Annotated in this window: 9 protein-coding genes; 1 reads left to right on the plus strand and 8 read right to left on the minus strand. The window is 32.8% G+C overall.

Translation table 11 applies throughout. The features are described from left to right. Positions 1 to 257 precede the first annotated feature (257 nt). Positions 258 to 533 carry a hypothetical protein gene (locus ACQYZ7_RS11695; protein WP_430729926.1) on the plus strand — a complete coding sequence of 92 codons (276 nt, stop codon included), beginning with the start codon at positions 258 to 260 and terminating at the stop codon, positions 531 to 533. A 1,460-nt stretch (positions 534 to 1,993) separates the two neighbouring features. Here ACQYZ7_RS11695 and ACQYZ7_RS11700 read toward each other — a convergent pair. The 8 genes from ACQYZ7_RS11700 to ACQYZ7_RS11735 form a co-directional block, all read right to left on the minus strand. Next, complete coding sequence (locus ACQYZ7_RS11700; protein ID WP_430729927.1) at positions 1,994 to 12,784, minus strand: LysM peptidoglycan-binding domain-containing protein; 10,791 nt, start codon at positions 12,782 to 12,784, stop codon at positions 1,994 to 1,996. Positions 12,785 to 12,804: 20 nt separating this feature from the next. Next, positions 12,805 to 14,175, minus strand: a complete 1,371-nt coding sequence (locus ACQYZ7_RS11705) for a hypothetical protein (RefSeq protein ID WP_430729928.1) — start codon at positions 14,173 to 14,175, stop codon at positions 12,805 to 12,807. A gap of 3 nt (positions 14,176 to 14,178) precedes the next feature. Next, positions 14,179 to 17,862: a hypothetical protein gene (locus ACQYZ7_RS11710; RefSeq protein WP_430729929.1), complete on the minus strand. Its 3,684-nt coding sequence runs from the start codon at positions 17,860 to 17,862 to the stop codon at positions 14,179 to 14,181. 110 nt (positions 17,863 to 17,972) lie between these two features. Next, positions 17,973 to 18,410 (minus strand): hypothetical protein, encoded by a 438-nt coding sequence (locus ACQYZ7_RS11715; protein ID WP_430729930.1) that lies wholly within the window; start codon positions 18,408 to 18,410, stop codon positions 17,973 to 17,975. Further along, positions 18,367 to 18,732 carry a hypothetical protein gene (locus ACQYZ7_RS11720; protein WP_430729931.1) on the minus strand — a complete coding sequence of 122 codons (366 nt, stop codon included), beginning with the start codon at positions 18,730 to 18,732 and terminating at the stop codon, positions 18,367 to 18,369. Before ACQYZ7_RS11720 ends, ACQYZ7_RS11715 begins: the two co-directional genes overlap by 44 nt. 362 nt (positions 18,733 to 19,094) lie before the next feature. After that, positions 19,095 to 20,597 carry a calcineurin-like phosphoesterase C-terminal domain-containing protein gene (locus ACQYZ7_RS11725; protein WP_430729932.1) on the minus strand — a complete coding sequence of 501 codons (1,503 nt, stop codon included), beginning with the start codon at positions 20,595 to 20,597 and terminating at the stop codon, positions 19,095 to 19,097. Beyond that, positions 20,590 to 22,392 (minus strand): alkaline phosphatase, encoded by a 1,803-nt coding sequence (locus tag ACQYZ7_RS11730; protein WP_430729933.1) that lies wholly within the window; start codon positions 22,390 to 22,392, stop codon positions 20,590 to 20,592. The genes ACQYZ7_RS11725 and ACQYZ7_RS11730 overlap by 8 nt, the downstream gene beginning before the upstream one ends. Before the next feature lie 79 nt (positions 22,393 to 22,471). Beyond that, a complete protein-coding gene (locus tag ACQYZ7_RS11735) occupies positions 22,472 to 24,055 on the minus strand; it encodes a RagB/SusD family nutrient uptake outer membrane protein (protein ID WP_430729934.1) in 1,584 nt (527 codons plus the stop codon).

Consider the following 24,055-nt stretch of genomic DNA (forward strand, 5'->3'; position numbering starts at 1 on the left):
CAAAGTTTAAATGGTGTGGCTCCTAATATTTTTAACCAAAAATGTCAACGAATTAGTTAACCTTTACAGAAATGACAGTCATCGAGGAAAAGATTATTTCGTGCCTCACAATGACGATAGTCTAGAAGCAGGTTACTCCTTCCCCACTCTTCATAATTACGATAAAAACACTTCGGAAATCCGCATTTTTTTCTGCATATATCACCTTTTAAATCTTTATTCAAATAGATAGTTTTGTATACATAAAATCATGAATTATGGAAGAAGAAGTTTTTAAAGCCTTGTTAACGGATACTAAATTTAATAGAATAGACAATTTTATTCAAAAAATAATTGATACCAACAAACATACCAATGCTACTTATGAAACAGTAAGAGAATCTATTATAAAGTTGGTTTTATACCGTTTTATTAAAATAGATCCTACTTCAAGTCAAGATTGTATTCTAAAAGAGCCTAATTTTTATCAAGCCCTAGAGTTAGGTAGTGTGAGCTCTTGGTTAGAAAAACGACGTACTTACGAATACTCTTAATAAGGTTCCTTACTCTTTAAAATAAAGACAACACCTAACTATCACTTCGAGTGACACTTACAAAATGTAGTGAAGGGAATTTGTATTGAGAAGTATTCTGTAATAACAAGGTTCTCGATACTACTTTATTACACAAAATCACTCGAACTGACATCTCAACTTCTTTATGAATGAAACACAGTAAAGTGACGTGATTTCATAAATGGGAGTTAGTTACTCATAACCCTAAGATTTCTCTATCGCTCATAAAATCGCTTCTTCGAAATGACAGTAATAAAACTGTCCTTAGAAAACAAGCCAAAAATTACACCGCAAGAAACGTCAAAAATGAAAAGCTGTTTGAATGAAATGAGTTCTTTTCATTTAGTTTCGAGGATGATAATTTTCGAGTGGAGATTTCGAAAGACTAGATTTTTTGGTTCTTTTTCATCAATGGAAAAAGAACAATACTACGACAAACAAAACAGTCATTTCGAACCGAGCAGTAGCGAAGTGTGAGAAACCCCATGAATAATAGTTACTCATAAACATATACTTTCATTTTGTCTTGATACAAAACGAAACAAAAAATCAAGACGTATTTTTCCTTTTTTGAATTCTACGTTGTATTCCGTATTCGAATCCAGACCGTAAACTCTTTGGACTCTCTTGTACTCCATAGCCTCGGATTCCAGCAAAATAAAAATAGGTCGAGTTTTATTTATTACACTTCTTTATCACCTTTACAATGACGGTAAAAACCGTCCTTAGAAAACAAATCGACAATTAACAACTAACTGTCACTTCGAGTGAAATTCACGAAACGAAGTGAAGGGAATTTTATATCGAGAGGTATTGGATTGTAACAAGGTTCTCGATACTATTTTGTTCCACTACGTTGCACAAAATCACTCGAACTGACATTTCAACGTTATTATGAATGAAATATAATGGAGTGACGTAATCCCACAAACCTAAAGCCGTCATTTCGACTAGAAGGAGAAATCTCATTCATCATAGTTACTCTTAATCCTGAGATTTCTCAGTCGTAACCTCCATCGAAATGACGGTAGTCAAGAAACAAATTACTTCGTCCTTTCCTCCTCGCAATGACAGGAATTAAAAAACAGATTGCCCTCTCCTACTCTTTTAATAAAAGTATGAGAACACCTTACTTTTTTTACGGTTTTTCAAAAGATTAAGAAACACTAATAGGCTATTTTTAAAAAACTTAAAACAACTAATTATGTTACAAAACATTTTAAACTTAGGATTAACATTAACAAAGAAAGAACAGAAGCTTGTTAAAGGAGGTGCATTACCTACTTGTAGTGTATGCTTTGACTTTTGTAGATCGCAAAATTTTCAGACTAAAGAAGAATTTAGTGCTTGTTTTTATGATTGTAAACAAGAACTTTGTTAAACTCAAAAGCGGACCTTAGTCCGCTTTTTTTTTTATTTACTCTCTTTTAAAAGTTATCTTATAAGTTATTTATGTTCTTGTATGGCAGTACTAAGTTTGATAATTGTATTAGTGGTAAATTAGCGCCTTCTACCTCAGAAAACACAGACAAATCAAATGAAAAATAAGCATCTGTTGTTGCTGGTTTTTTGTTTTCGTACCATTTTTCTAATGCTTTTGCTAACTGACATACAAAAGGTGTAGTAGAAGTAATTTCTCCAGAACATCCTTCATTTGGTATTGTATAATCTTTAGGAATATCAAAAGAGAAAGGCGTATATAGTAATATTGGTAATTGAACCGGAGGTAGATCACTTCCTTCTTTTTCTTGTAAATAATAATTCCAATATCCTGTTATTTTAATTGTTTGTTGTTGTAACTCATCGTACGTAAAGAACGTTTTAAAGAATGTTGCCAAATGCTCTGATAAGGATACGGTGCTTCCTTTTTCATCTATTATTTTAGCAATATTAATTTCTGTATTATTACTAAGCAGCGGTATTAATTTATTAGAAAATCTAATTAAAGGAGTTCTATAAATAAACTCAGGGTTTGTAGGGTTATCTTCTACTAATCCTTCATTTCTAATTACCGCTATTCCTGCCCAAGTATTTTGGAACTGTAATACATTTAATCCGTTTACCTCAACCGTTCTATTTGGTATTTCAAAAGAACAAGGGTATCCTAAGTATTTCTTTGTTTTAGCTTTAGGATCTTTTACGTACCAATACGAGTTTTCAATAGGCGTTCCAGATTCATCCGTTGCTTGTACTCTTGTATAATTTTTTATGTTGATTAATGGTGCGTTAGGTATCTCAGCCAAACTGAATTTATTCAAAAATAACTGCTTGTCTATTTCAGACATATTTTCAGGCAGTACTATACTTACTACTAAACGCTTACACTCTTTTCCTCCTTGGCAATCGCAGGTAGTAGTAAAATACGAATCTTCATTTTGCTGTATAATAAAATTATATACACTTGTAGGCTCTTGAGTTTTTACTAGAGAAGAATTATTAGAAGCTGCTATATTATTATTGTTATTATTATGTTCACTCCAAGCTACTGCCAAATTATTAGTTATCTGCACCATGGCTTTCATTGCAGAAAATGCTTTGTTAAGGTTTGAATCAGTTTCATCTGATGTAGGAGATATAAGAGTTAAATACTTAGTCATATCATTTAACACCGACGACCATACACTCACCATTTGTGCCATATCGTTAAATAGGTTTCGAGAACTAGCTTTGCGTAGGCTTTTATTGTTTTTACTATCAAAAATATTAAACCTAATATCTGAATAAATTTGATCTTGAGCTGCCTGATCTTCAGAATAGGTATAGGTAAAATTCCATTCTGATGCTTTTTCAAGAGTCTCTTTCGTTGTATTACCTGCTACTGACACTGCTTTACCTTCTTGAGTTGTTAGCGTTGGTGGTTTTGGGTAATTACGAAGAACTATAGGAATATCTACTGTACCTAAAGATTGTTGTAACGGAGAATTATCAAAATTAGGTTCTACTGTTTCAGCTAAATTAACAGGTACTATAAATGTTAACCATTTTGAAGCTTGATAGCCTTTTACATCTGGCACATCTGTAATATCAAATTCAACATGGGTAATTTGATAATCCATACCTAAAGCTACTGAGGTAAATTCTTTGGAATTTTTAGTAGAAAAGATGAAAGATATATCTGATGTTTTTTCTCCGTCTTCGTAATCTAACTGTATTTTAGCATTTGAAATTGAATATAGTTTACTATCTCCTTCTGCATTATTAACAATACTTGGAGTACCATACAAGCGAGGAGCTATTTGATTTGCTTCTTTTCTTGCTATTCCAGACTCTGCTGTAACTTGCATTTGTACTACTGTATTAACAGAATAGGTGTTTCCTAACTGAATGAGTAATTGTTGTTTGAACTTTTCTTGAGCATTTAATTTTCTTGCTTCATTTACTTCTGGTGCTGTAAGAATTGGCTCTACCTTAGTTGAAATGGTTTCTGCTAATAATGATTTAGCTTTGGTTATAGCTTCAAGGAAAGATGTAGCATCTGTTTCTAAACCTTTTAAAACTTCTTCTTCTTCTTTCTGTTTTAATTGGTCTACCAAAAATGCTGGTACTGCATATTCTGAGCTTAAGAAAAGGTCAATTGCATCCAAACATTGTTTTCCCCAGATATCCATATCAACATCTGTAAAATTCTTTACTGTACCTTTTTCACAATCTAGTCCTTTACCTGTAACATAAGAGCATATTTGAACATCTTTTTTAGATACTAAACTGGTAGAAATTGGTAACGGTGCATAGAAAGATGCATTTAATAAACTATACGTATAGATCTTTATTTTATATAAACTGAATTCCTCATTGGTCAGAACTCCCTGCAATGCTTCATCAAAACTAGCCTTACTCATATATATGGTTCCTACTAATGGAGTAAGTTTATCTACTACAGAATTAGGAACTCCTGATTTTGGTAGTTTCGAAATTGAATTGTTTGTAAGCTCATAAGATCCTGCTGGCTCAACATTCCAATAAATACCGTTACCAGGTTTTAGACCCATTCTTACAATGTAAATAGATTCATTCTTCTGGCTTCCAACCAACTCTTTATCTATACCTGTAGTTACTTTAAGTACGTATTCATTTTCTTGATAAAAAGTCTTTTCTAAATTAACGGCAAAATCTGTTAGTGAATGATTTTGTGTTTTTTCTCCAGCACTATTTTCCTCTCCAAGAGTTGGAACATACGTATTAGGTTGAACCAAGGTACTAGTTGAAGTAACCGATGGGCTATCTTTAAAATCGTTATTAACAAAAGAAAGGTCTCTTTCCATACGTAATGCTACTGTTAACTCAAAAATAGAAGCTGTTTCTAAATTTTCAATAGCCACTGGTTGTTTTATTGAACTCATTGTTGGAGCCGTAGGAACCGTTTTACAGTACGCTACTGCATATAAATAAGCGTAAATTTCTTTTACAAAATTATTAATTGGTTCTAAACTTACATCAGTTTCAACCCCTGGAAGTAGTGAAGTACTTAAGGTTAGGGTTACTGTATTCTGATCTTTTTTATAAGGATTAAATTGATTTATTTGATAATATATATTGGTATATACAGCTAAGTCATGTAATGCATTTTTTTGATAATCTGGCGCATCTGGATCATTAGGATCAGACACACAAGGTTTACCATCTGTATTTTGATATCTTGTAATATCAAAAGAGAAATTTAATAACAACTCTCTGTCTGTATCATTTTCTAATTTTACATCATAGGTAATAAACAAACTTGGCCACTGTGAGAAACCTTTTAATTCATCAAGGTATCCTACTTGCACTGGTGGATTATTAAGAGGTGATTTTGTGTTTAGCGTTGGATTGTTAAATGGTGTTACGGTTTCATTACCATAATAATCTACCCAATCAAAATGTATTTGTAATGTGTTTCCTATACCTCTATAAGGGTTATCTTCTTTTTGAGGGAATCCTTCTGGGTAAGAATTATTAGGGTTATCTATTGCATACTGTGCTATAGGGATTACTTGATTATAGTTCCAAACAGAGTTCGCATTTTCTTTATTTTCTTCATCTGTATTTGCAGGACCAGAAGGTAAGCCAACAATACTTTTGTTAAAATATCTGTTAGCTACTATTTGATAGTTTAATAAATTATATAGATTATTTAAATAGGTTTCTGCATAACCAGCACTACTTGGGTTATCTGGTGGAGTACCTGGGTTTGTACGACTTAACTCAAACCCTGCTGTACCTTGTTGAATTGATGATACTTTATGTACTACCTGATCAACTATTGTAAAGGTTGTGCTTACCGCAAAAACAGCAGCATCTTTAATTATAAAAGATAGTGTATCAACATCTATAAAGTAATAACTAGCAATGCTTTGTAATGTATTACCTGGAGTACCCTCGCCTCTTGTTATCTGGTAAGTAACTGTAGGAATTTCTATTAATTCCCATACAGTTAAATCATCCCAATTATCAATATCTGGATTAAGATTTTTTACATCATTTGAATCAACCTTAAAATACTCTGCTATGGCTGTTAAATTATTAGATGGTGTATCTGACGGAAGACCAACTTCATATTGCAACCCGTTTAAAATAATTGGTTTTGCTGATGTATTAAGTTTTACATCTATTTCATTAAGTTTAGCTAACTCGCTAATTAATATATTGTATTGAGAGGAAATACTTTGTAGCGTTTCATTTGCTAAAGTTGTTGTATAACTTAAATCTCGTTGAGCTTTTGACTCTGCATAAACGATAGAAGATGAAGTATCTATTTTATCTCCTGTTATAGCACAGTTCATAAAATCTTTAAGAATATTATTGTATGAATTACTATAAGTAACCAGTAATGAAATTGTTCCGTTTCCTGAACTGTCAAAAATAGTATCAGGGAAACCTGTATTTCCTTCAATTTCATTGTATAATAAATAATATCCTCCAGATCTTGTAATACTACACTCCCATAATAGTTTTACAAAATCATATAATGAATTTAAAACTCCGTTAGGTTTTTCAGATTCTTCTACTTCAAGACCTTTCTGTAATGATTTTAATTGTACGGGATTTGTTTCTGTTGATAAATTAGATTGAACAATAAACGTTTTCATATTTAGGTTTCCAACAGAAAGTAATCCATCACTTCCTTCATATAACCACTGTATATCTTCAATTACCCCTTGATTATTATTAGAAGAATTAGGGTTTAAAACTCTTAATAATCTTTCTAAAATCTGTGTTCCTGACTCATTTGCTCCTATTAACTCATAAGTAAATGCACTTGTACCCGGAGCAGTATCATCTGCTTGTTTTTTAATATCTATTTCTAATAGTGTAGACCAACCATAATACTCAGAGTTTTTATAGTCCATAACTCCTGTTGCAGCATTATACGTTCCTATTTGAATATCCATTGCTGTACCAGCTCGTTTTGGCAACGCTATTTGCTGTAATAAACCTGATGGGAAATTCCATATTAAAGGAGAGACTTCTGTTTGGCTTCCTAAATTACCATAAGGTAGGTTTACCTCTCCTGAAGTACTCCATTGTGTTACGGTTTGGAATGTATATTGAACTGGAGTTAAATTATACGGTGTCATAGCTGCCAGTTTTAAAATATCTGGCTCAATACCTGTTTGCTCAGCATAATTAACCACTGTTGAAATTTGCGATATATCTTCTGCAGTTAATTTTATTGGTAATGTTGCTTTTTTAGGGTCTCCAGAAGGAACTTCTCCATTAAACTGTAACCAATTTAATGTAGTATTAATTAAGTTGATCGTAAATCCTTCTTTAACATCGCTTGGAACTTCAAACTGTTGTCCTGTTAATTGGTATAAAGCACAATCATCACCTGTACATGGAGAGTTTGCATTGAGTGTTAATCCTGGTAAGGTAGTTGGTAACCTCATTCCATGAAGTTGGTATCGAGATACCATACCCGATAATTGTGTATATGAATGGTTTGCTTTAAAATAATCTAATATACTTTGTACGTCTAAACATCCTAATTCTGGAATATTTACTGTACTGTAATTATCTGAATTATAGAATAAATCATTTAATTGTTGGTTATGATAGTTTGTTCCTAAAACTTCTGGAGTTGTACTATATTTTTGAGCTATTTTACCTAGCGTTTCTGCATCGTCAGGATTGGTAAAAGTTATTGTTGTGTGTACAAAAGGTTGAACTAACAATACTCCTAGCGGCTGTACTTGTAATGATTGAATTTGTGTACCATTAGCAAGATCATTTACCGTTACCTTATTAGTAGGAGTACTTAGTTTTTTTGCTATACCTGTTAGGGTATCTCCAGGCACAATAGTATAAGTAACACTATTATAAACAAATGAATTACCTACTATAAACAGTCCTGGTACAGATTGATTTTGTAGTAATAAATCTGAAACTGAAATATTATTAAATACGGTACTAGCTATTCCTGCAAAGGTATCTTCACTTTTTGCTGTATAGTTTGTAGCTGCTACAGTTAAGTTTGCTTCTGTAGTTAGAAGTGTATTTTTTTGAAAGCTTGAATCATTGGCTAAATCTGCTACTGTAGTTTGTAATCCTCTAGCTATATCGTTAATAGTATCTGTAGGTTTTACTGTATAAGTCTTAGAGTCATACGTAATTTCTTGAACTTGTAATACTCCCGGAATGGTTGCATTTTGTGTAATCAGCAACGCTATTTCTAAGGCGTATTTAGCTCCAATAGAAACAAAATTATCACCATCAAGAATAGTGTACATTACTCCTGTAATCTGAACATCAACTCCTCCTTTTAAAGGGTGAGATTGGTTCGCTTTAGAAATATCACTTATCTTAACAGTATTTGTTACTCCATTAGAAGTACTAATATTATTTGCCCAGTTTGCCATGGCATTTAGGCTATTACCTTTAGATAATGGATAAGTATAGTTTTTTAATGCGTCTTCTGCATATCCTATAAGTTGTTTTCCTATAAGTACAAAGTAGTCTTCAAAAACAAATGTTGATAATGAATGTTCTACTGCTGCACTTTTTCTCAAGGCTGTATTAACATTTTCTTCAGATACTTTTACTGCGAGTTCATTAAACCATTTTTTAACTTCAGATAGATATTCATCCGTTGCCATATTATAGGTACTGAAATTCACATCAACTCCTGCGTCTGGAACAGATAGTTCTAAATCGAAAAACATCGGAAATACAGCTACTGTTTCAAGTTTTGAGCTTTCTGTTACATTTTGAATGTTTACAGCCTCAAAAGTATCTTCAAGGAATGATAATAATTTATCTGTAGGAATTGGTAATGGCGTATTTTCGTTTGATAATAGTGCTAATAAGACCTGTAAATCGGTTTCTGATACTGCTAATCCATTAGTTGTAGTTCTTGTACTTTCTGTTGCTGTTTCTTCTGCATAGTTTTGTATTAACCATCTAAAAAAATCTTGACTTAAATACTCAAATGAAGAAGTAACTGTGCCATCAGGGTTTTCAGCATCAGGGGCATCAATCCATAGTGTAGTAACATACTGAGCTTTCTGATTTTTTAAATCGCCATTTTCCGATCCAGCTACTGTTAGGTGTGGAATTAAATAAATATTAAGTGTAGGTGCTTTCTCTTTTGCACTTACTACTAATTTAGAGTTGTAATGTATTGGTTTTATAGGCAACTCAATTAATCTACTTGATTTTTCTGCATATACTAGATAGTTACCATCAACAGATTCTGAAAGTTGTCTGTTCCATGGAGCCATACTTGTTTGATCTGTACCGATTGTAAGATCTGTTCGTATTTCTGCTTTGAAACTAAAGTTAATTTTAATAGAAAATAATCCTAAATTTATTTTTGCTGAAACTCTTACATCTACTGAAGCTACAATAGCCAAAGGCATTTTGTTGTATGCTTCTAAAATTGCTTGTGCATATACTTTTACTGTAATATTTACAGATGCCGAAATAATTCCAAAATCTAAAGAACCATACAATTTACCTATTAACCCAAGGGTACCTTGCAACCAATAGTAATAAGAAGTTTCTACTTCTGTTTTATTGTTTTCTTGAAGTGCTCCTTGATATGGATGGTATGTAGCTATAACTCCTTCTAAAATACCAAAAATTGTAACACTAAATCCAGCTTTTAGTACCCCATAGTTAATACTATAACCAACACCTACCTGTAAGCCTATTCCAAAAACAATTACCGGATTAAAATTACCATAATTTGTTTGTGGTACTTTTTTGGTTGTAGCACTACTTAATTTCCCAAAATAAAAACCTCCTGACCCCATTGCTGGAATTCCTGGTGGTACAATAGCTTGTATAGTAAAGGATCTTGAAAAATCAAGTTTATACGGAAATCCTATATCTACCATAAAATCACCATTGGTATAAATGGCCAAGGCAATAGAAGGAAGTGTGATATTGACTGCACCGAACTGTAAGTATCTTAATGCATCTGGTAGTGTAAGCGCTATTTGATATACTCCTACTCCATCTGAGATTTTTTTATACATAATCTCAAAATCCAAGCCTGCAAAAATTTTGGCTTTATCACCTGCCATGGCAATTCGTAAACCGTATAAATTAGGATCGTTGAATACGGCTTGCATTTCTAATGTCCATACCGGTTTTTCTTTGGTACCAACATTAAGGATTCCAAAATCGGTTCCTATTAACCAATTTGAATTTTCATTAAATGAAAGTAAAGAGTTTCCTGAACCAGGACCAATAGGTACTTTGCCTTTTTCTGGAGTATCAAATGCTTTTTCCATAGCATCTGTAACTTCTTTAATAGATTGGTATTGAGCTGCATTATTTAACTCAACATGTTGTCCCATTGCTAATAAGCGTAACTCAAAATACTGTGTTCCTTGACCAGGAACTTCTGGCATATCTTTTACATCTTGTCCTTTTTCTTTGTTAAAGACATTACTGTCGTTAATTGCTGGTACTACTGAACTACCATCAAATGCTATTTGAACACCTTGTGCATTTTTTGTTAGCTTAATACCGTTGATTGTAATGAATACTAAATCAAGACTTTTTGGTAATTTATAATCTACTACTACCTCTTTGGTATCTAAATTATAAGTAACCTTAAATCCGTCTAAACTTATTTTATTGAGTATATCCCAAGGAGCATCTAATTCAAAGTTAGGATCGAACAACATCTTCATAAATGAGGTAAGTAACGACCCTACACTCCAGTTTTTAATCTCAAAAATGATAGTTCTACTTTCTCCCGCAACATTATATTTAGCAATGAATCCTTCCCATTCAATCATTAATAATTGGTCATCACCATCAAAATTATAACCAATCTTAACTTCTGCATTAAAGTATTCAAGTAAAACACTTCCCATTACACCACCAGAGTATTGCTTTCCTGCTGCTTTGGTTGCATCAAACTTTAAGGCTAACGCTGCAGCAATATCAATTCTCTGATTAATTATAGGAAAAGTGAACTTCCACTCTATGCTCGTTTTAACTTCATAAGAACCTTTTTCCTCTCCATTTGGAATATCTGCGGTTAAATCAAAACTAGTAATAGACAAATCTGCTGGTAAAAAACTAGTAGGTAACTCAAAGCCTACTTTTTTAAACAATCCATCCACCAATTGCCCTAAGTTTAACTTGTCACCTGCAGGCATGTTTATACTTAAATCCCACCCACCATCTTCTGTTGAAGAATTATAATTTACTGCTGATTGCAATCTTAAATCTCCTATAGAGAAAAGACCACTAATAGCAGCTGTATATACATTTGAACCTGTTCCTGTTACTGGAGAAGTAGAGGTAAGTTGTAATGCTGCATCAGTTAATGATATATTGGTAATAAGGTTCATTTCAATATCTCCTGATGCAAAAAATGCATAGTATTTACTATTAATATCCATATCAATACCAAACCCTGTAAATACTACACTTACCAAACTTTCTGGTATTTTTATAAAACCGCCTGTTATGGCTGCTAATAAATCATTAATTGAAACGGTTCCATCAAAAGCTGCTGATAAAGTAAGATCAGAAGTAATTTCTACATCAAAACCTCCTTTGAATATGGTTGGAAAAAAATTTACTCTTGAAGTAAAAAATAGTGTTTGAGCATTTGTAGTTCCAGGTCCAATAATTAACCAATTTACATCAAACTCTTCAATACTGAAATTATCAAATAATACCCAAGGTTTTGTAGAACCTACTGTTGTTGAAACACTATTGAATTTTAATCCATTACTAAAATCAATTACTGCTGTAAACCCTTTAAATCCGATAGCGTTGAGAAACTGTTGTAACACAGGAGGAATATTACTAAACCAATTATTCCCAGCCATCAACGAAAATAAATCGAGAGGAGTCACCGCTGTATCTGGTTCTGAATTAACAGAAATAACAAAAGAAGAAGTTTCAGGTGTTACAGAAGTATTAAAATCCAAGAGAATTTGGTCTCCTATATGTAACTTTAATTGAAAAAAAAGGAAAGGAGTTTGCACTACTGATTCATCGGTATCTTCATCCATCAAGATTAATTCGTTACCATTCAACAACAAACTTTCGTTATTATCTTCTAAAAATGAATCTATTACAAAACCAATTGATGGATTACTTACTTCAAGAAATAAAAAAGATATTGGTTGTGCTTTTATTGGTGCTGCTAAATTTATATTAGGAAAAAGGTAGGTTTCCTCATTAACCTCAGAAGGGTCTAGTTTACCATAAAGAGGTATTTTAGTTGTAACCGACCAAGAGGTCAAAAACTTAGTGGTTTCAGCTAACCAGTCTGATAATGTTATAAAGGACGTAAAGTTTTGTCCTTGTATCAAGGAAATTATATTTTTTTGCCAGGTATATTCTGTAATTTCTTTAGTACTGAAAACAAATGTAGGTGTTGTGTACGGTAATCCATCAAAAACACCTCCTGTCATATATTTCCAACTAGTATCAAACTTCCAGTCACTTAAATCTATTTGTATTATAAATTGCACATTACCATCAGTATCTGCATTTATCATCAAAGTTACTTCCGTATTTGTTTTATCTACATTAAGTACAGTTGCACTTGCTTCTGATATGGTTAATGTATCTCCCTCAGGATCTGGTATTGTAGTTTCAGAAGTATCTATCAATAAAAAGGTTCCTTCTGGTAATTGATATCCTTTGGACAACAATTCGTCCAAGTCTTCAGGAGGAGTCAGTTGAGAATTTATAAATGTTGCTGAATTAATAGTAATATTACCATTATTGGCAGCTGCCTGATCTCTAAAAGTTATTGCTAAGTTTGAAAGGCTCATAATACAATTGTTCTATGCTGTTATATATCTATAATTAAAGCCATATGGTCACTAGTACTTCTAATCTTACCATAATTATCCCATCCTCTGAAATAACTTAAAGCTCCTATATTTCCTGGAGTATATCCTCCTACACCATTAGGTCCATTGGGAGGTAACGGCAACGCTACTGGAGCCCCTGCATTAACTATACCAACAGGTATTTGAACCATTCCAGTTGTATAAGCATAATGACCAGCTGGAACTCCCACAGGCGGATTAGGATCTAGGTTATAGGGGGTTCCCGTAACCCTATTAACAATAGTCATATTAGCCGCAGGTCCACCAGCACCTAAACCACCATATCGTGTTAAAATGTTATCTATACTACTAGTATTTCTACCTCTAAATTCTGTAACTGCATATCCATAAGCAGGATATCCATTAGTGTCCCAAGGAGTCGCCCCTCTCTTACCTCCTTGTTTCATATGGGTAGAAACGTATCCTTGAGCTGGATAAGTTGCAGGAGCAGGAGATGGATTAATATGTCTTGTGTATCCTAACCCTACTAAGTTATTATATGCTGTAGCTACATTAGGTGCATCATTAATATCTACGTTAAAATCGCCTACAACGACTGCAACTTCATTAGCTCCTAGATTAATTATTTCATCTATTTGAGATATCGTATTTGTACCATTAGCAGCTGCTGGGTTATGAGGCGGTGCATGATATGCAAATAATTTTATGGTCCTATTATTAGCTGCATCCCAAAATGTAGTTAAAAAAGGGGGTCTATAATCTGCCGCTGGAAAATTAAGTAATGGCCCTAAACCTCCTCCTAATGGGGGTACCCCTCTAAACTGCCATTGCCCTGCTAACCTATTAGAATTAACTCCAGGGTTTATAGGAGATAACTGTGGAACTAACGTTGCTGGCAAACAATTATCCCATGGATTAGCATAAGTTACTAGGTTTCCTGCGCCAATATTAGCTACAGAATCAGAAGCATTACCTCCTCCTTGCCAACCCCATGGCCCACTAAAATTAAGGTTATTTGAGTTATAGTATACAGATATCCCTTCTGTCCTATTCATTCCCCCCAAAATCAGTGGAGGAACTAATTTCCATTGATTTCCAAAATATACACGAAGTAAGTTCAATAATTCAAGAGCCCCATCTCTTCCTCCTGCTGTTATCAGACTACCTTCTCCATTTCCTGCTCCTGTAGATGTTTCTACCACAACAAATATATCTGGAATATTAAGAAAAAAAGTATTTAAAATATGCCATAGTCTCTGACCTGAAGCTACATTTCTAGATAGTGTACTTCCTGTTTGCCTTGCCATACTTGGATTATTAATCTTATTAATTCCAAACTGTTCTATGTTCCAATAGAGTACTCTTGCCATGATCTATGATTTAGTTTTGTTATATGCTGCGTACCACCCTAAACTTTTGGCAGTAGCTCCTGGGTTTGGGTTTCCAAAAAGTAAAAAATTGGTACTTCCTCCTGGTGGAAGTTTGAGAATTCCTAAAAACTTTAGTGCTATTTTACTCAATGTCATTAAATATGATTGCTGAGCTTCTACATATTCTAATTTTAAAGTATCGATAGATAATTTTAATACTCCTTGTAGACTAAGAAGTTTAGCATTACTGCTGGTTCCTGGGAGTTTTATTCCCACAAATGCCTTATAGGCAGTATCGGTAGCTTTATTTCCTGGACTCCATGCTATTAGCAAACTAGCATTAAAATCTAACGACGCTGCTAATTCACCAGGAGTACCCATATTTAAGGTCATTTCTAGTCCATACCAATCTTCTGAAAGCCCGGTAGTATTAATTCCAGGTAAACTTAAATTAAGATACCCTAAACTAGAAGGCTTAGTATCCTTATCTCCACTGACAAGGTTATTGATTTGTAGTGCAAAATTAGGGTATAAGCTTAGTTGCCTAGTTGTACTAAGGCCTGAGTTAAATACTATTTTTGAAGCATCAAAAGCGTAATCTACCACAGTAGGTGTACTGATATCAAATGCCATATCAATAAATAAATTACTGTAACTCAACCCATCTATGATATCTGTATCTGTACCATCACCATTTCCAAAAGAAAAAGCGTCCATAACAATTGTTTTTTCTTCAGTTTCATTTGTTGCAGGAGTGGTTGTTTGCATTACTGCATAGTTTAAATATCCCCACATTGCAAAACTAGATTCTATATGGGTAGCTTTAGGATTAGTCGTTAATGTATTAAACTGAATTTTGGTGATTTCTACATTTTTAAGAAGATTACTATCAAAGTAGAATAAATTATCATCAGTATTTTCAAATACATATACTGGTGTACCGTCATGATCTTGATATGTGCCATCTAGCACTACCGTATTTAGAGTTTTAGAACCATATTTATTATTCGTACCTATTACAGTATCAGAAAATAAATTGTTCATTGTTAATTGTACTTTACTCTGAAAGAATTTAATAGCGGTATTTTCAAAAAGAACTTGTAATTGAAGTACTTTAAAATCGTAAGTAGCTCCTGCTAAAGGCGGTACAGGTTTATTAATATTTAGCCCTTGTAATAGTTGTTGTTGATAAGCTGTATCTAAATAGTTGATGAATCCAAAAAGAGAGCTATTTTTTTCCATTTGAACCTGACCTTCAGCATTTACCTTATTAACTTCTATTCCAAAATGATGTGCATTAAACCTAGTTAGATTAATACCAGATATTAACCCTTTTAATTGTTGAGGAAATTCTTGTAAATCAATATCTGCTTTGAGCACCAAAATTCCATTCCAATCTTTATTATTTACGATATTATGGAACTTTTCATAGAGAATTGCCTGATTACTTTCTGGGTGTTCTAACCCATATTGATAAGCTTTTTCTGCTTCTGCTATATAATCCTGTACCCATGAAGATATTGCAACTAACTGCTGATATGCATTCGCTGGGTTCTCTACTCCTTCAGTATTAAAAGTGTTAGGTTGTGTCCAAGTCTTTGGGTCTTTAACTCTGTCTATTAACCTGCCTTTACAAAATTTAAAAATGACTACATTATTATAGTCGGCATAAGTGTTTGTTGTTCCTACATTAATATCAAATGGCCAATCTTCAATTGACATTTTGTTATTAAATATAGCCTCTGCTGTAGTTTGCCCTCCTTGTTCTCCACTTTTAGAAAATAATGTTCCTAAATGGTTATTTTGAGTGACTACTAAAAATTGTTGATTAGTTAGAAAAGCACTTTGTAATTTAGTAGATAAATTAATAAAACTCATTTGATATTGAGCAGGATCAGACGATTCTTGATTTTCTGGATATAAATACTCAGGTGTAGCGTTTTGATGAATATCATTTTGCCCTAAGTTAAGCATGCTCCAAGCTCCATTGTTCTTTACATGAGCTATTAATCCTTGTGGAGTTGTAGAACTTACATAATTACTATCTCCATCACTTAATAATTTTACTCTTTTGGTTGCACTTTTTGAGACTCTTTGTGTTGTTAATTGTTTTGTAATAAGAGTTTTTCGTTCTTTACTAAGTACTTCGGACTCGAAAGTTGTTAAGTTATCGTTTCCTAGTTTTTGAGAATCTGCTTCTACTGCTAGGTAAGGAACAATAGGTATATAAAAATCTTGTTGAGGCATATCTATACTAGGTTCATAAAACCCTAACAAATTAGATTTACCTACATTACCCTCACTTACTCCATGATCTTTGGCAAATAAGGAAGCCCCTTCAGGTTGAGAAACATATTGAACATTTTCTGCTACCTCTGATATAATATTATACCATCCTGTAAAGTATTTATTTTCTAAAGTTGGATTGTTTGTTCCTGGGTTTACCAGTGATAATTCTTGGGCAGGAAAATTTGGTGCATAAGCTGGTTGTTTACTTTTAAATCGTAATACATCTCCTATAGGAATTTTATCTTTAACTGAGTATGGTGTAAAGGAAATAACTTCTGTTCCTGATAATCCTGGTAAAAAATCAAATTGGCCATTTTCATCTACTTGATCTGATTGTGGATCCATAAAAAAGTCTCCTTCAGGCTGTAAATAAAATCGTTCATTTTCATCAATATCTCTGGGAGAAATAAGTAATAAAGAACTATTAGGTAATGGAGTTAAATTATTAGAAGGGTTTGTGTTTTCAGTTAAATTGACTTTTGGCCATAAAGTAATAGGGTAACCCGTATTTATTGAAAAAAAGCTAGGTAAATAGCAAGGTGTTGATTTTCCTGAACTACTATTAAAAATACTTCCTGTAAACGCAAAATAAGTATTTAATCCTTTTTTATTTCCTATATCTAAAGGGGCTATCGATGCTTGAGTCATTGCATACTCTACATCTGATTGCGGTTTAAAAATAGGATAACTATATTTTACAAGGCTACTATCAGCTGGCTCTGTATGATAGTAACATGTTTCTAAGTAAAAGGCTTTAAAATCGCTTTCTAAATTAAAACCTAGCGGAAAACTAAATGCTCCGCAATTGTATTTGGTAAATGATATGGATATATCTTTATTAAGCAGCGTATCACTTCCAAATTCTTTACTGTTAAAAGATATATTAGGACTATTTAAATCGTAACTTAATTGTATTTGTGTAGCTGCACCTTCTGGAATGAAAGATACTTCTGTATTATTTCTAATTGATAATGTTGCAAAACTATTTCCCATGGTGTAATTAAAAGTTTGGCTAACCTTTATTACATTCTGAGAATTCACATAATAGTTAATTGCAATGACATTTTCATTGGTTGGTTTTGAATTTACATCTAACAACCATGCAGTAGTAATATTATTTGAAAAGTTTTCTCTATACTTTTGTAAGTACTCCTTAACTTCATCTATATAATTGATAATATTATTGTTATCAGGAGCATTTTCAGCAAAGAGAAAATAAACCGAAAGAGTTTTCGCTTTTGATAAAGTAAGTGTAGATTCCTTATAGGTTGAGTCTTCTGGTAGTACTACAGCCGACCACTCATTTAACTCTGGAGTTACATTAATATACAATAACGGATCTCCAGAATCCACATTACTAAATAAAGTACCCTCAGTATCTTGTAGAGTTGAACCCATAGCATTAGAATAATATGTGTGAAAAATAACTTGGTAGTGCAATAAAGTATGAGTATCAAAACTGAGGAATGAAAAATCCCCCTCAAAAAAGTATTGTGATACACTGTAAACTAATCATCCTTAGGACATAAAATAGATACAATTACTATTACATCGTAAGGTGATAAATTGGATACAATCAGTTGACTCCCTTTAAAATCAGCGACAGCTATAAGCTGTTCTCTAATCTTTAAAATATGGATACCATTAAACGAGGTACTATCATTAAATTTTACATTATTAGTATCTCCTGTGTTAACAACAGTTGCTTGCTGAGCCTTACTTATATTATTAATATAACAAATACACTGAGACCCATTATTGGTATCTAATACAGCATATTCATTTTTTAAAAGCACAATTGTATCCAGTTTGGATTTTGTTATGCCTTGAGAAAATGCTGCGTTACTCGCAAATACAAAAAAAGCAAGGATTGTATATAAAATATACAATCCTTTTTTTTTATTAACCTTGTGTAGTTTGCGCCTGAATTTCTGCAGTTGCATCATTCTGAGCATTCGTGTTGTTAGTAATAGTAACAATCTTTCCTGCAAAATCACCTTGTGCCTTAATAATATAAGAAGGCGTGTTAGGTGGAATCTCATAAAAGTTATTCAATGTTGACTGACTTTCACCGTTTACTTGAACAATAATCCCGCTTGTAGGAGCTCCTGTAATCCCTAATGATAGAGTGTTAGCTCTGCTTGGATTAGAAACAGTTAAAGTAGAAGTAGAACCATTTGCTGTATTCCAAGTTGCATATTGACCTGAATCTATAGCTGCTGAACCTTGTTGGTTAATTACTGGGTTTTGTGTTGTCGTAGTTGACATAATTTAAAAGTTTAATTAGTTAGTGGTAACGAAGTTAAACTCTTATATGCCTTTTTTTATAAAAAAAACTACAAACGTAATAATAGAAAGCATTAATGGCTTTAATTCTGACACAAGTGTTTTTAAACAAAAACATATTATCTTTTCATCACTTACTAAAACATAAAACCCTAAAAACAAGAATACTAAATATTTTTTTTTATCATAACCGATTAATACTAATTTTGTTGTTTATTAAAACTTTTCCTGAACTATACTAGATTTAGCTAATTTCTATAAGTCTTTTTTAAGCAATATTTTATATTCCTAGAATTAAGATTACTTCGTACCTCTTAATAATAGTTGTAATAAACAGGTTCTTATTATTTATAAAACACTCTTACTTCTTCTGTGTTAATTTTTAATTGAGAACTATTGGCTTTTACTCTTATTAAATGCATTCCTTTTGAAAGACTCTGAGGGATTCTTAACCTCCATAGATGATGACTCTTTGTCGTTGGTTTTGGCATTTTAGATAGTTTTTGCCCCTTATATCTTCCTAACTCTTGAAGTAAATAGAATCTTTTTAATTCTGGTGCTACTCCACTATAATTCTCCATAGGCAACCACGTTTTACCATCAAAAGATACTTGAACATTTGTAGCATTGTCCCCTGCAAAAACATTCGCATATACATAAGGCTCATTTAAAACATTCATTTCTGTATCCCATTCTTTCTTCTCTGGCACCCAAATTTGGATCTGCTTTTCTATTGGCATCCCAGAAACCTTATATCTAAGATGGTAATCTTTGTCTTCTGTTTCTAAAAACCAATATCCTTTTAGAGTGCCATCATACATCATAGCGAAAGGAATTCCATTTATATCATGTGCTCCTTGCCACCAAGCTCCGCAAACAGCTCCTCCTACTAATTGATGTACTGCTGATTTATGTTTTCTTTCAAAATAAGTATGATATTGTGTATGCGTATGTCCTGCTGCTACAAATACCTCATCAAAAGGTTTCATTAATGCTATAAACTCTTCCTTATTACTTGTATACTCTAGGGGAATGTGTGTAAAAATTTTTATCGAGTTATATTTTGTTGCAAACTTTTTAGTGATGTGTGATACAAATGTTAATTGATCTTCATCGAGTTTTCCTATGTACTCTCGTTTATTTACTGGAAAATTATTATTGAGCACTAAAAACAAATTGTCTCCATATTCAAAGGCATAATATGAAGGACCAAATGAGGCTTCAAAAGTTTTGTCTCTATTAGAAAATTCTTGTTCTCTAAAATTTAAATCGTGATTTCCTATTACATAAAATACAGGCACTCCAATCAGCCCTAAAGTTTCTGATAGTGGCTTAAATATTTCTAGATTATCAAATGAAAGATCTCCTAAAGGAATAATAATATCAGGACGTTTCCTCACTAATTCTTCTGTAACTAATTTACTAACATGATGGATATCATCAATTACATCGGATTGAAGGTCTCCTAAGAGTGCTATGGTAACATTCTCTTTTTCTTTGTTAGTATATAGCGGAAAATCAAACGATTTATTTTCTGTTGTTTCTTCAAACAAATAATAAAACTTCAGATTATTTTGTGGGGTTCGTGATGAAATGTACCCCTTTGGTTTAATAACAAATATTGGATTATTTTGTAATGGTTTTATTTTATAAACTCCTTTAGAGTTGGTTGCCACAACATCTTTTCCGTTACTTATAAGTATACCTTTAAACAGTTGCTCTCCTTTATCGTAAACGCTATTTTGATTTTGGTCGTGATATACCCTTCCTGAAATTTTATGAGATTGTGTAAATGCTACTTGTGAAATAAGTATTAATAAACCGAAAAGAAACCTTGCTTTATTCATTCTTTTTAATTTTTAATATTTCAAGAATTTTACCTAGAAGTTCACTGTTTTCATAAACTCCTTGTAATTTATCTGATTGCGGACCATAGGCAAATAAAGGAACCATTGCTCCTGTATGATCATGCGTAGTAAAATCGCCTTCAATCATGTGGTTCTTCATATCTCCTTGCGGAATCGAAAACCCTGAAGTTTCATGATCTGCCGTAACAATTACCAAGGTATTTTTGTTAGCATCAGCAAATTTTATCGCTTCTGTTACCGCTTTATCAAAATCAATTCCTTCTGCTATAATACCTTCTGTATCATTAAAATGTCCATAACTATCTATCTGAGCTCCTTCTACTACTAATAAAAACGGTTCTTTCTTCGACTTAAAAAAAGATAAACTACGCTGCGTTGCTTCTGCTAAAAAATTACCTCTTCCTTGCTTAATTCCTGGCATCCCTCCTTCTGCAGCAAAAACCCCTACTCTTTCTTCATCGGTAGTAATTTCTACTATTGATTTTTTTATACTAAAAGGCATTTCTTTTTTATTTGAAAAATGCTTAGCGCCTCCTCCTATAAATAATGAAATCTTACTATCTACAAGGTCGGTAGCTATTTGTTTCATATGCGACCTGTCTTTTTGATGTGCATAAAAAGCTGAAGGTGTTGCTCCTGTAATTTCATCAGTAGTAACTAAACCTATTTTATAGTTATGTTCAACCAATAGTTCGCTAATGTTTTTTACTGGTTTTCCGTCAGGTCCTACTCCAATCGCTCTATTATATGTTTTAGTTCCTGTTGCTATAGCTGTACCTCCTGCGGCAGAATCTGTTGTAAAATCATCTGATGATTGTGTTTTTAAAAAACCTAAGCTTCTTAATTGTGTTAATGTTAAATCTCCTCCATTAGCTAAGGCTGCTGCTGAAATTTGTGATACACCATTTCCGTCTCCAATCAATAAAACGATGTTTTCTATTTTTTTATTTTTTTGATCATAGGTAAAAGTAGGCTTATAAACTTTTGAGGTTTCTTTATTAAAACTTACTCTTTTTGGTAAGCTATTAAGATATTTAGTAGCTTCAAAAGGCTTATCTGTATTTATAAAATCAACTTTTAGGTCGGTAAAAACTTTCCAAGCGGACTCAGAATCTGGTGCTCCCCAAAAACGGAAAGGTCTGTTTAAATTGTGTGCTGTTTCAATTACTTTCTTCACTTTATCAAACTCATCAGCAACCATTCTTCCTTTACCATTCCACACAGAATATTTTTTATAGTCTACACTTATCAATCCTACCTTTCCCCATGCTTCTTTGTTTAAAATATTGGTTAACTTTTGATGGTCGAATTGTATATAATCTGGATAGTCTACATAGTCTTTAACTTGTGGTTTTCCGCCTGAGATTACAAACTGTATGTTGTTGTTTTTGGTAAGATCTGGGTATCCTTTTAAAGTTTTTACTAAACGATTTAGTGTACTATAGGCTTCTGACTTTACATCTATTAACAATTGTATTTTATGTGTAAGTTGAAGATCGTTTTTTAACGCTGTTCGTAAAGGGTCTAAATAAAGTGACTCTATAGTATGCTTTTTAATAATCTCGGCTGTTTCATGTGCTACAAATAGGGTATTATTTTTTAATATTACATCTATTTCTAAAGAATGAACTCCTGCTGCGTAGGCTTTCCAAAAAGGAATTGATTGTTTATAATCGTTGTGAGAATGTACTTTATAAGTAGAGCTTGATGTTTGTGCTTGTATAGCTCCTACCCCTAACATTAGGTATAAAAATATCTTTTGAATAAATTTCATTTTATGCATTTATAAAAAAGATGCCGCCGTAACGACATCTTTTTGTTAAACTTAAATTAAACTAAAAAAATGACTAAAATTACCATCCAGTATTTTGCTTTATTCCTGAAGAGATAATTACTTCGTTAGGAATAGGCCATACATGCATATATGTTGGGTCAAAATTTCTTGCTTGCCAAATTTGCTCTACAGTGTAGTCTGAGTCTGGGTTTGATCTATCTGTGTGGATTCTGCCATATAAAGGTTTACTATATACTTCAGCAGCATCCCCCCAACGTACTAAATCGTAATGTCTGTTAGCAAACTCGCCTGCAAACTCAACACGTCTTTCGTGTTTTATATCTTCTAATGTTGCATTGCTAAGAGGTGGTAATCCTGCTCTTTCTCTTACTCTGTTTAAATCTGCATCTCCATTTCCTCCTTGTTGAATTAATGCTTCCGATTTCATTAACAGTATTTCTGCATAACGCAGTATTGGAGTATTATATAGTGTTGTTGGTGAGTTACCATTGGAATTTATATAAGTTCCTACTGGATTTTCAAATGTATACTCATACATGTATTTGTTGAACTGAAACCCTGATAGTGAGTTTTCTGATTGGTATCTTTTTGTTTCTCCAAAAAATTCAAATTCGTCTCCAAATTTTAAGACAGTTACTTCTCTTCTTACATCGTTAGGTTCAAATTCGTTATACAGGCTTTCTGTTGGTGTATAATATCCCCAACCATTATATTGCCCCCAGCCTTTATTTTCTAACATTACACCTGGTAAAATACTTCCGCCTTCAACACCTGAATTAGCAGACCAAATGTATTCACTTGTCCAGTTATTAAGATGACTATGTAACAATCTGAAATCTTTTTTAGGATTATCTGTATCAATAAGTGCTCTTCCCGATCCTGAGTTTGTTACTGCATCACAGTAGGTTACCACATCAGTATATTTAGAACTGTCATATTGTGCCCAATACAAATAGGTTTTTGCAATATACGCTAAGGCTGCATCTTTATGTGCACGTCCGTAATCACCTTCTCCCATTTCAGTAAAAAGAGGTAATAAGTTTGCTGCTTTTTTTAAGTCTTTAACAATAAATTCATAATTTTCTATGACGCTTTTTGGTCGTTTATAACTCCCTGCTTCATCGTCCATATTATCTTCGGTAACAATAGGGACACCTCCATTTTTATCATTATCTCCATAGGTATGTGCTAACCAGAAATAATGAAATCCTCTCATAAAATAAGCTTCTCCTACAATTCTGTTTTTTTGTTCTTTACTAATGTTCATTGCTGGAACATTTTTAAGTATATCGTTAGCTCTTCTTATTATTTTATAACTTTGAGGATACATCCAAGAGGTATAACCTTCATCTCCTGTTATATTAAAATTTTTCACATTATCTGCTGTAGCATTTAGTCGCCCTGTTACCATATCATCTGATGCATTGATGTACCAAAAGAACCCTCTTCCAAACATATCATCATCTTTCATATAATAATATAAACTGTTTACTGCTTCCAGAGCATCTTGTTCTGTTTTCCAAAAGTTTTCATACGAAGTACTTCCTAATGGTTCTAGATTTGTGAAATCATCTGAACAGGAAACAAATCCTATTTGAATACTTACGATGTATGCAATTAGTTTTATATATGTATTTTTCAT

Source organism: Tenacibaculum sp. SDUM215027, from assembly GCF_050566205.1.
Taxonomy (GTDB): Bacteria; Bacteroidota; Bacteroidia; order Flavobacteriales; family Flavobacteriaceae; genus Polaribacter.

What these genes read in the sequence shown, in the direction of transcription:
- ACQYZ7_RS11720 (WP_430729931.1), bottom strand. Translation starts at nt 18,732, where the DNA reads ATGTCAACTACGACAACACAAAACCCAGTAATTAACCAACAAGGTTCA.
- ACQYZ7_RS11730 (WP_430729933.1), bottom strand. Translation starts at nt 22,392, where the DNA reads ATGAAATTTATTCAAAAGATATTTTTATACCTAATGTTAGGGGTAGGA.
- ACQYZ7_RS11715 (WP_430729930.1), bottom strand. Translation starts at nt 18,410, where the DNA reads ATGATGCAACTGCAGAAATTCAGGCGCAAACTACACAAGGTTAATAAA.
- ACQYZ7_RS11695 (WP_430729926.1), top strand. Translation starts at nt 258, where the DNA reads ATGGAAGAAGAAGTTTTTAAAGCCTTGTTAACGGATACTAAATTTAAT.
- ACQYZ7_RS11705 (WP_430729928.1), bottom strand. Translation starts at nt 14,175, where the DNA reads ATGGCAAGAGTACTCTATTGGAACATAGAACAGTTTGGAATTAATAAG.
- ACQYZ7_RS11735 (WP_430729934.1), bottom strand. Translation starts at nt 24,055, where the DNA reads ATGAAAAATACATATATAAAACTAATTGCATACATCGTAAGTATTCAA.
- ACQYZ7_RS11710 (WP_430729929.1), bottom strand. Translation starts at nt 17,862, where the DNA reads ATGGGTTCAACTCTACAAGATACTGAGGGTACTTTATTTAGTAATGTG.
- ACQYZ7_RS11700 (WP_430729927.1), bottom strand. Translation starts at nt 12,784, where the DNA reads ATGAGCCTTTCAAACTTAGCAATAACTTTTAGAGATCAGGCAGCTGCC.
- ACQYZ7_RS11725 (WP_430729932.1), bottom strand. Translation starts at nt 20,597, where the DNA reads ATGAATAAAGCAAGGTTTCTTTTCGGTTTATTAATACTTATTTCACAA.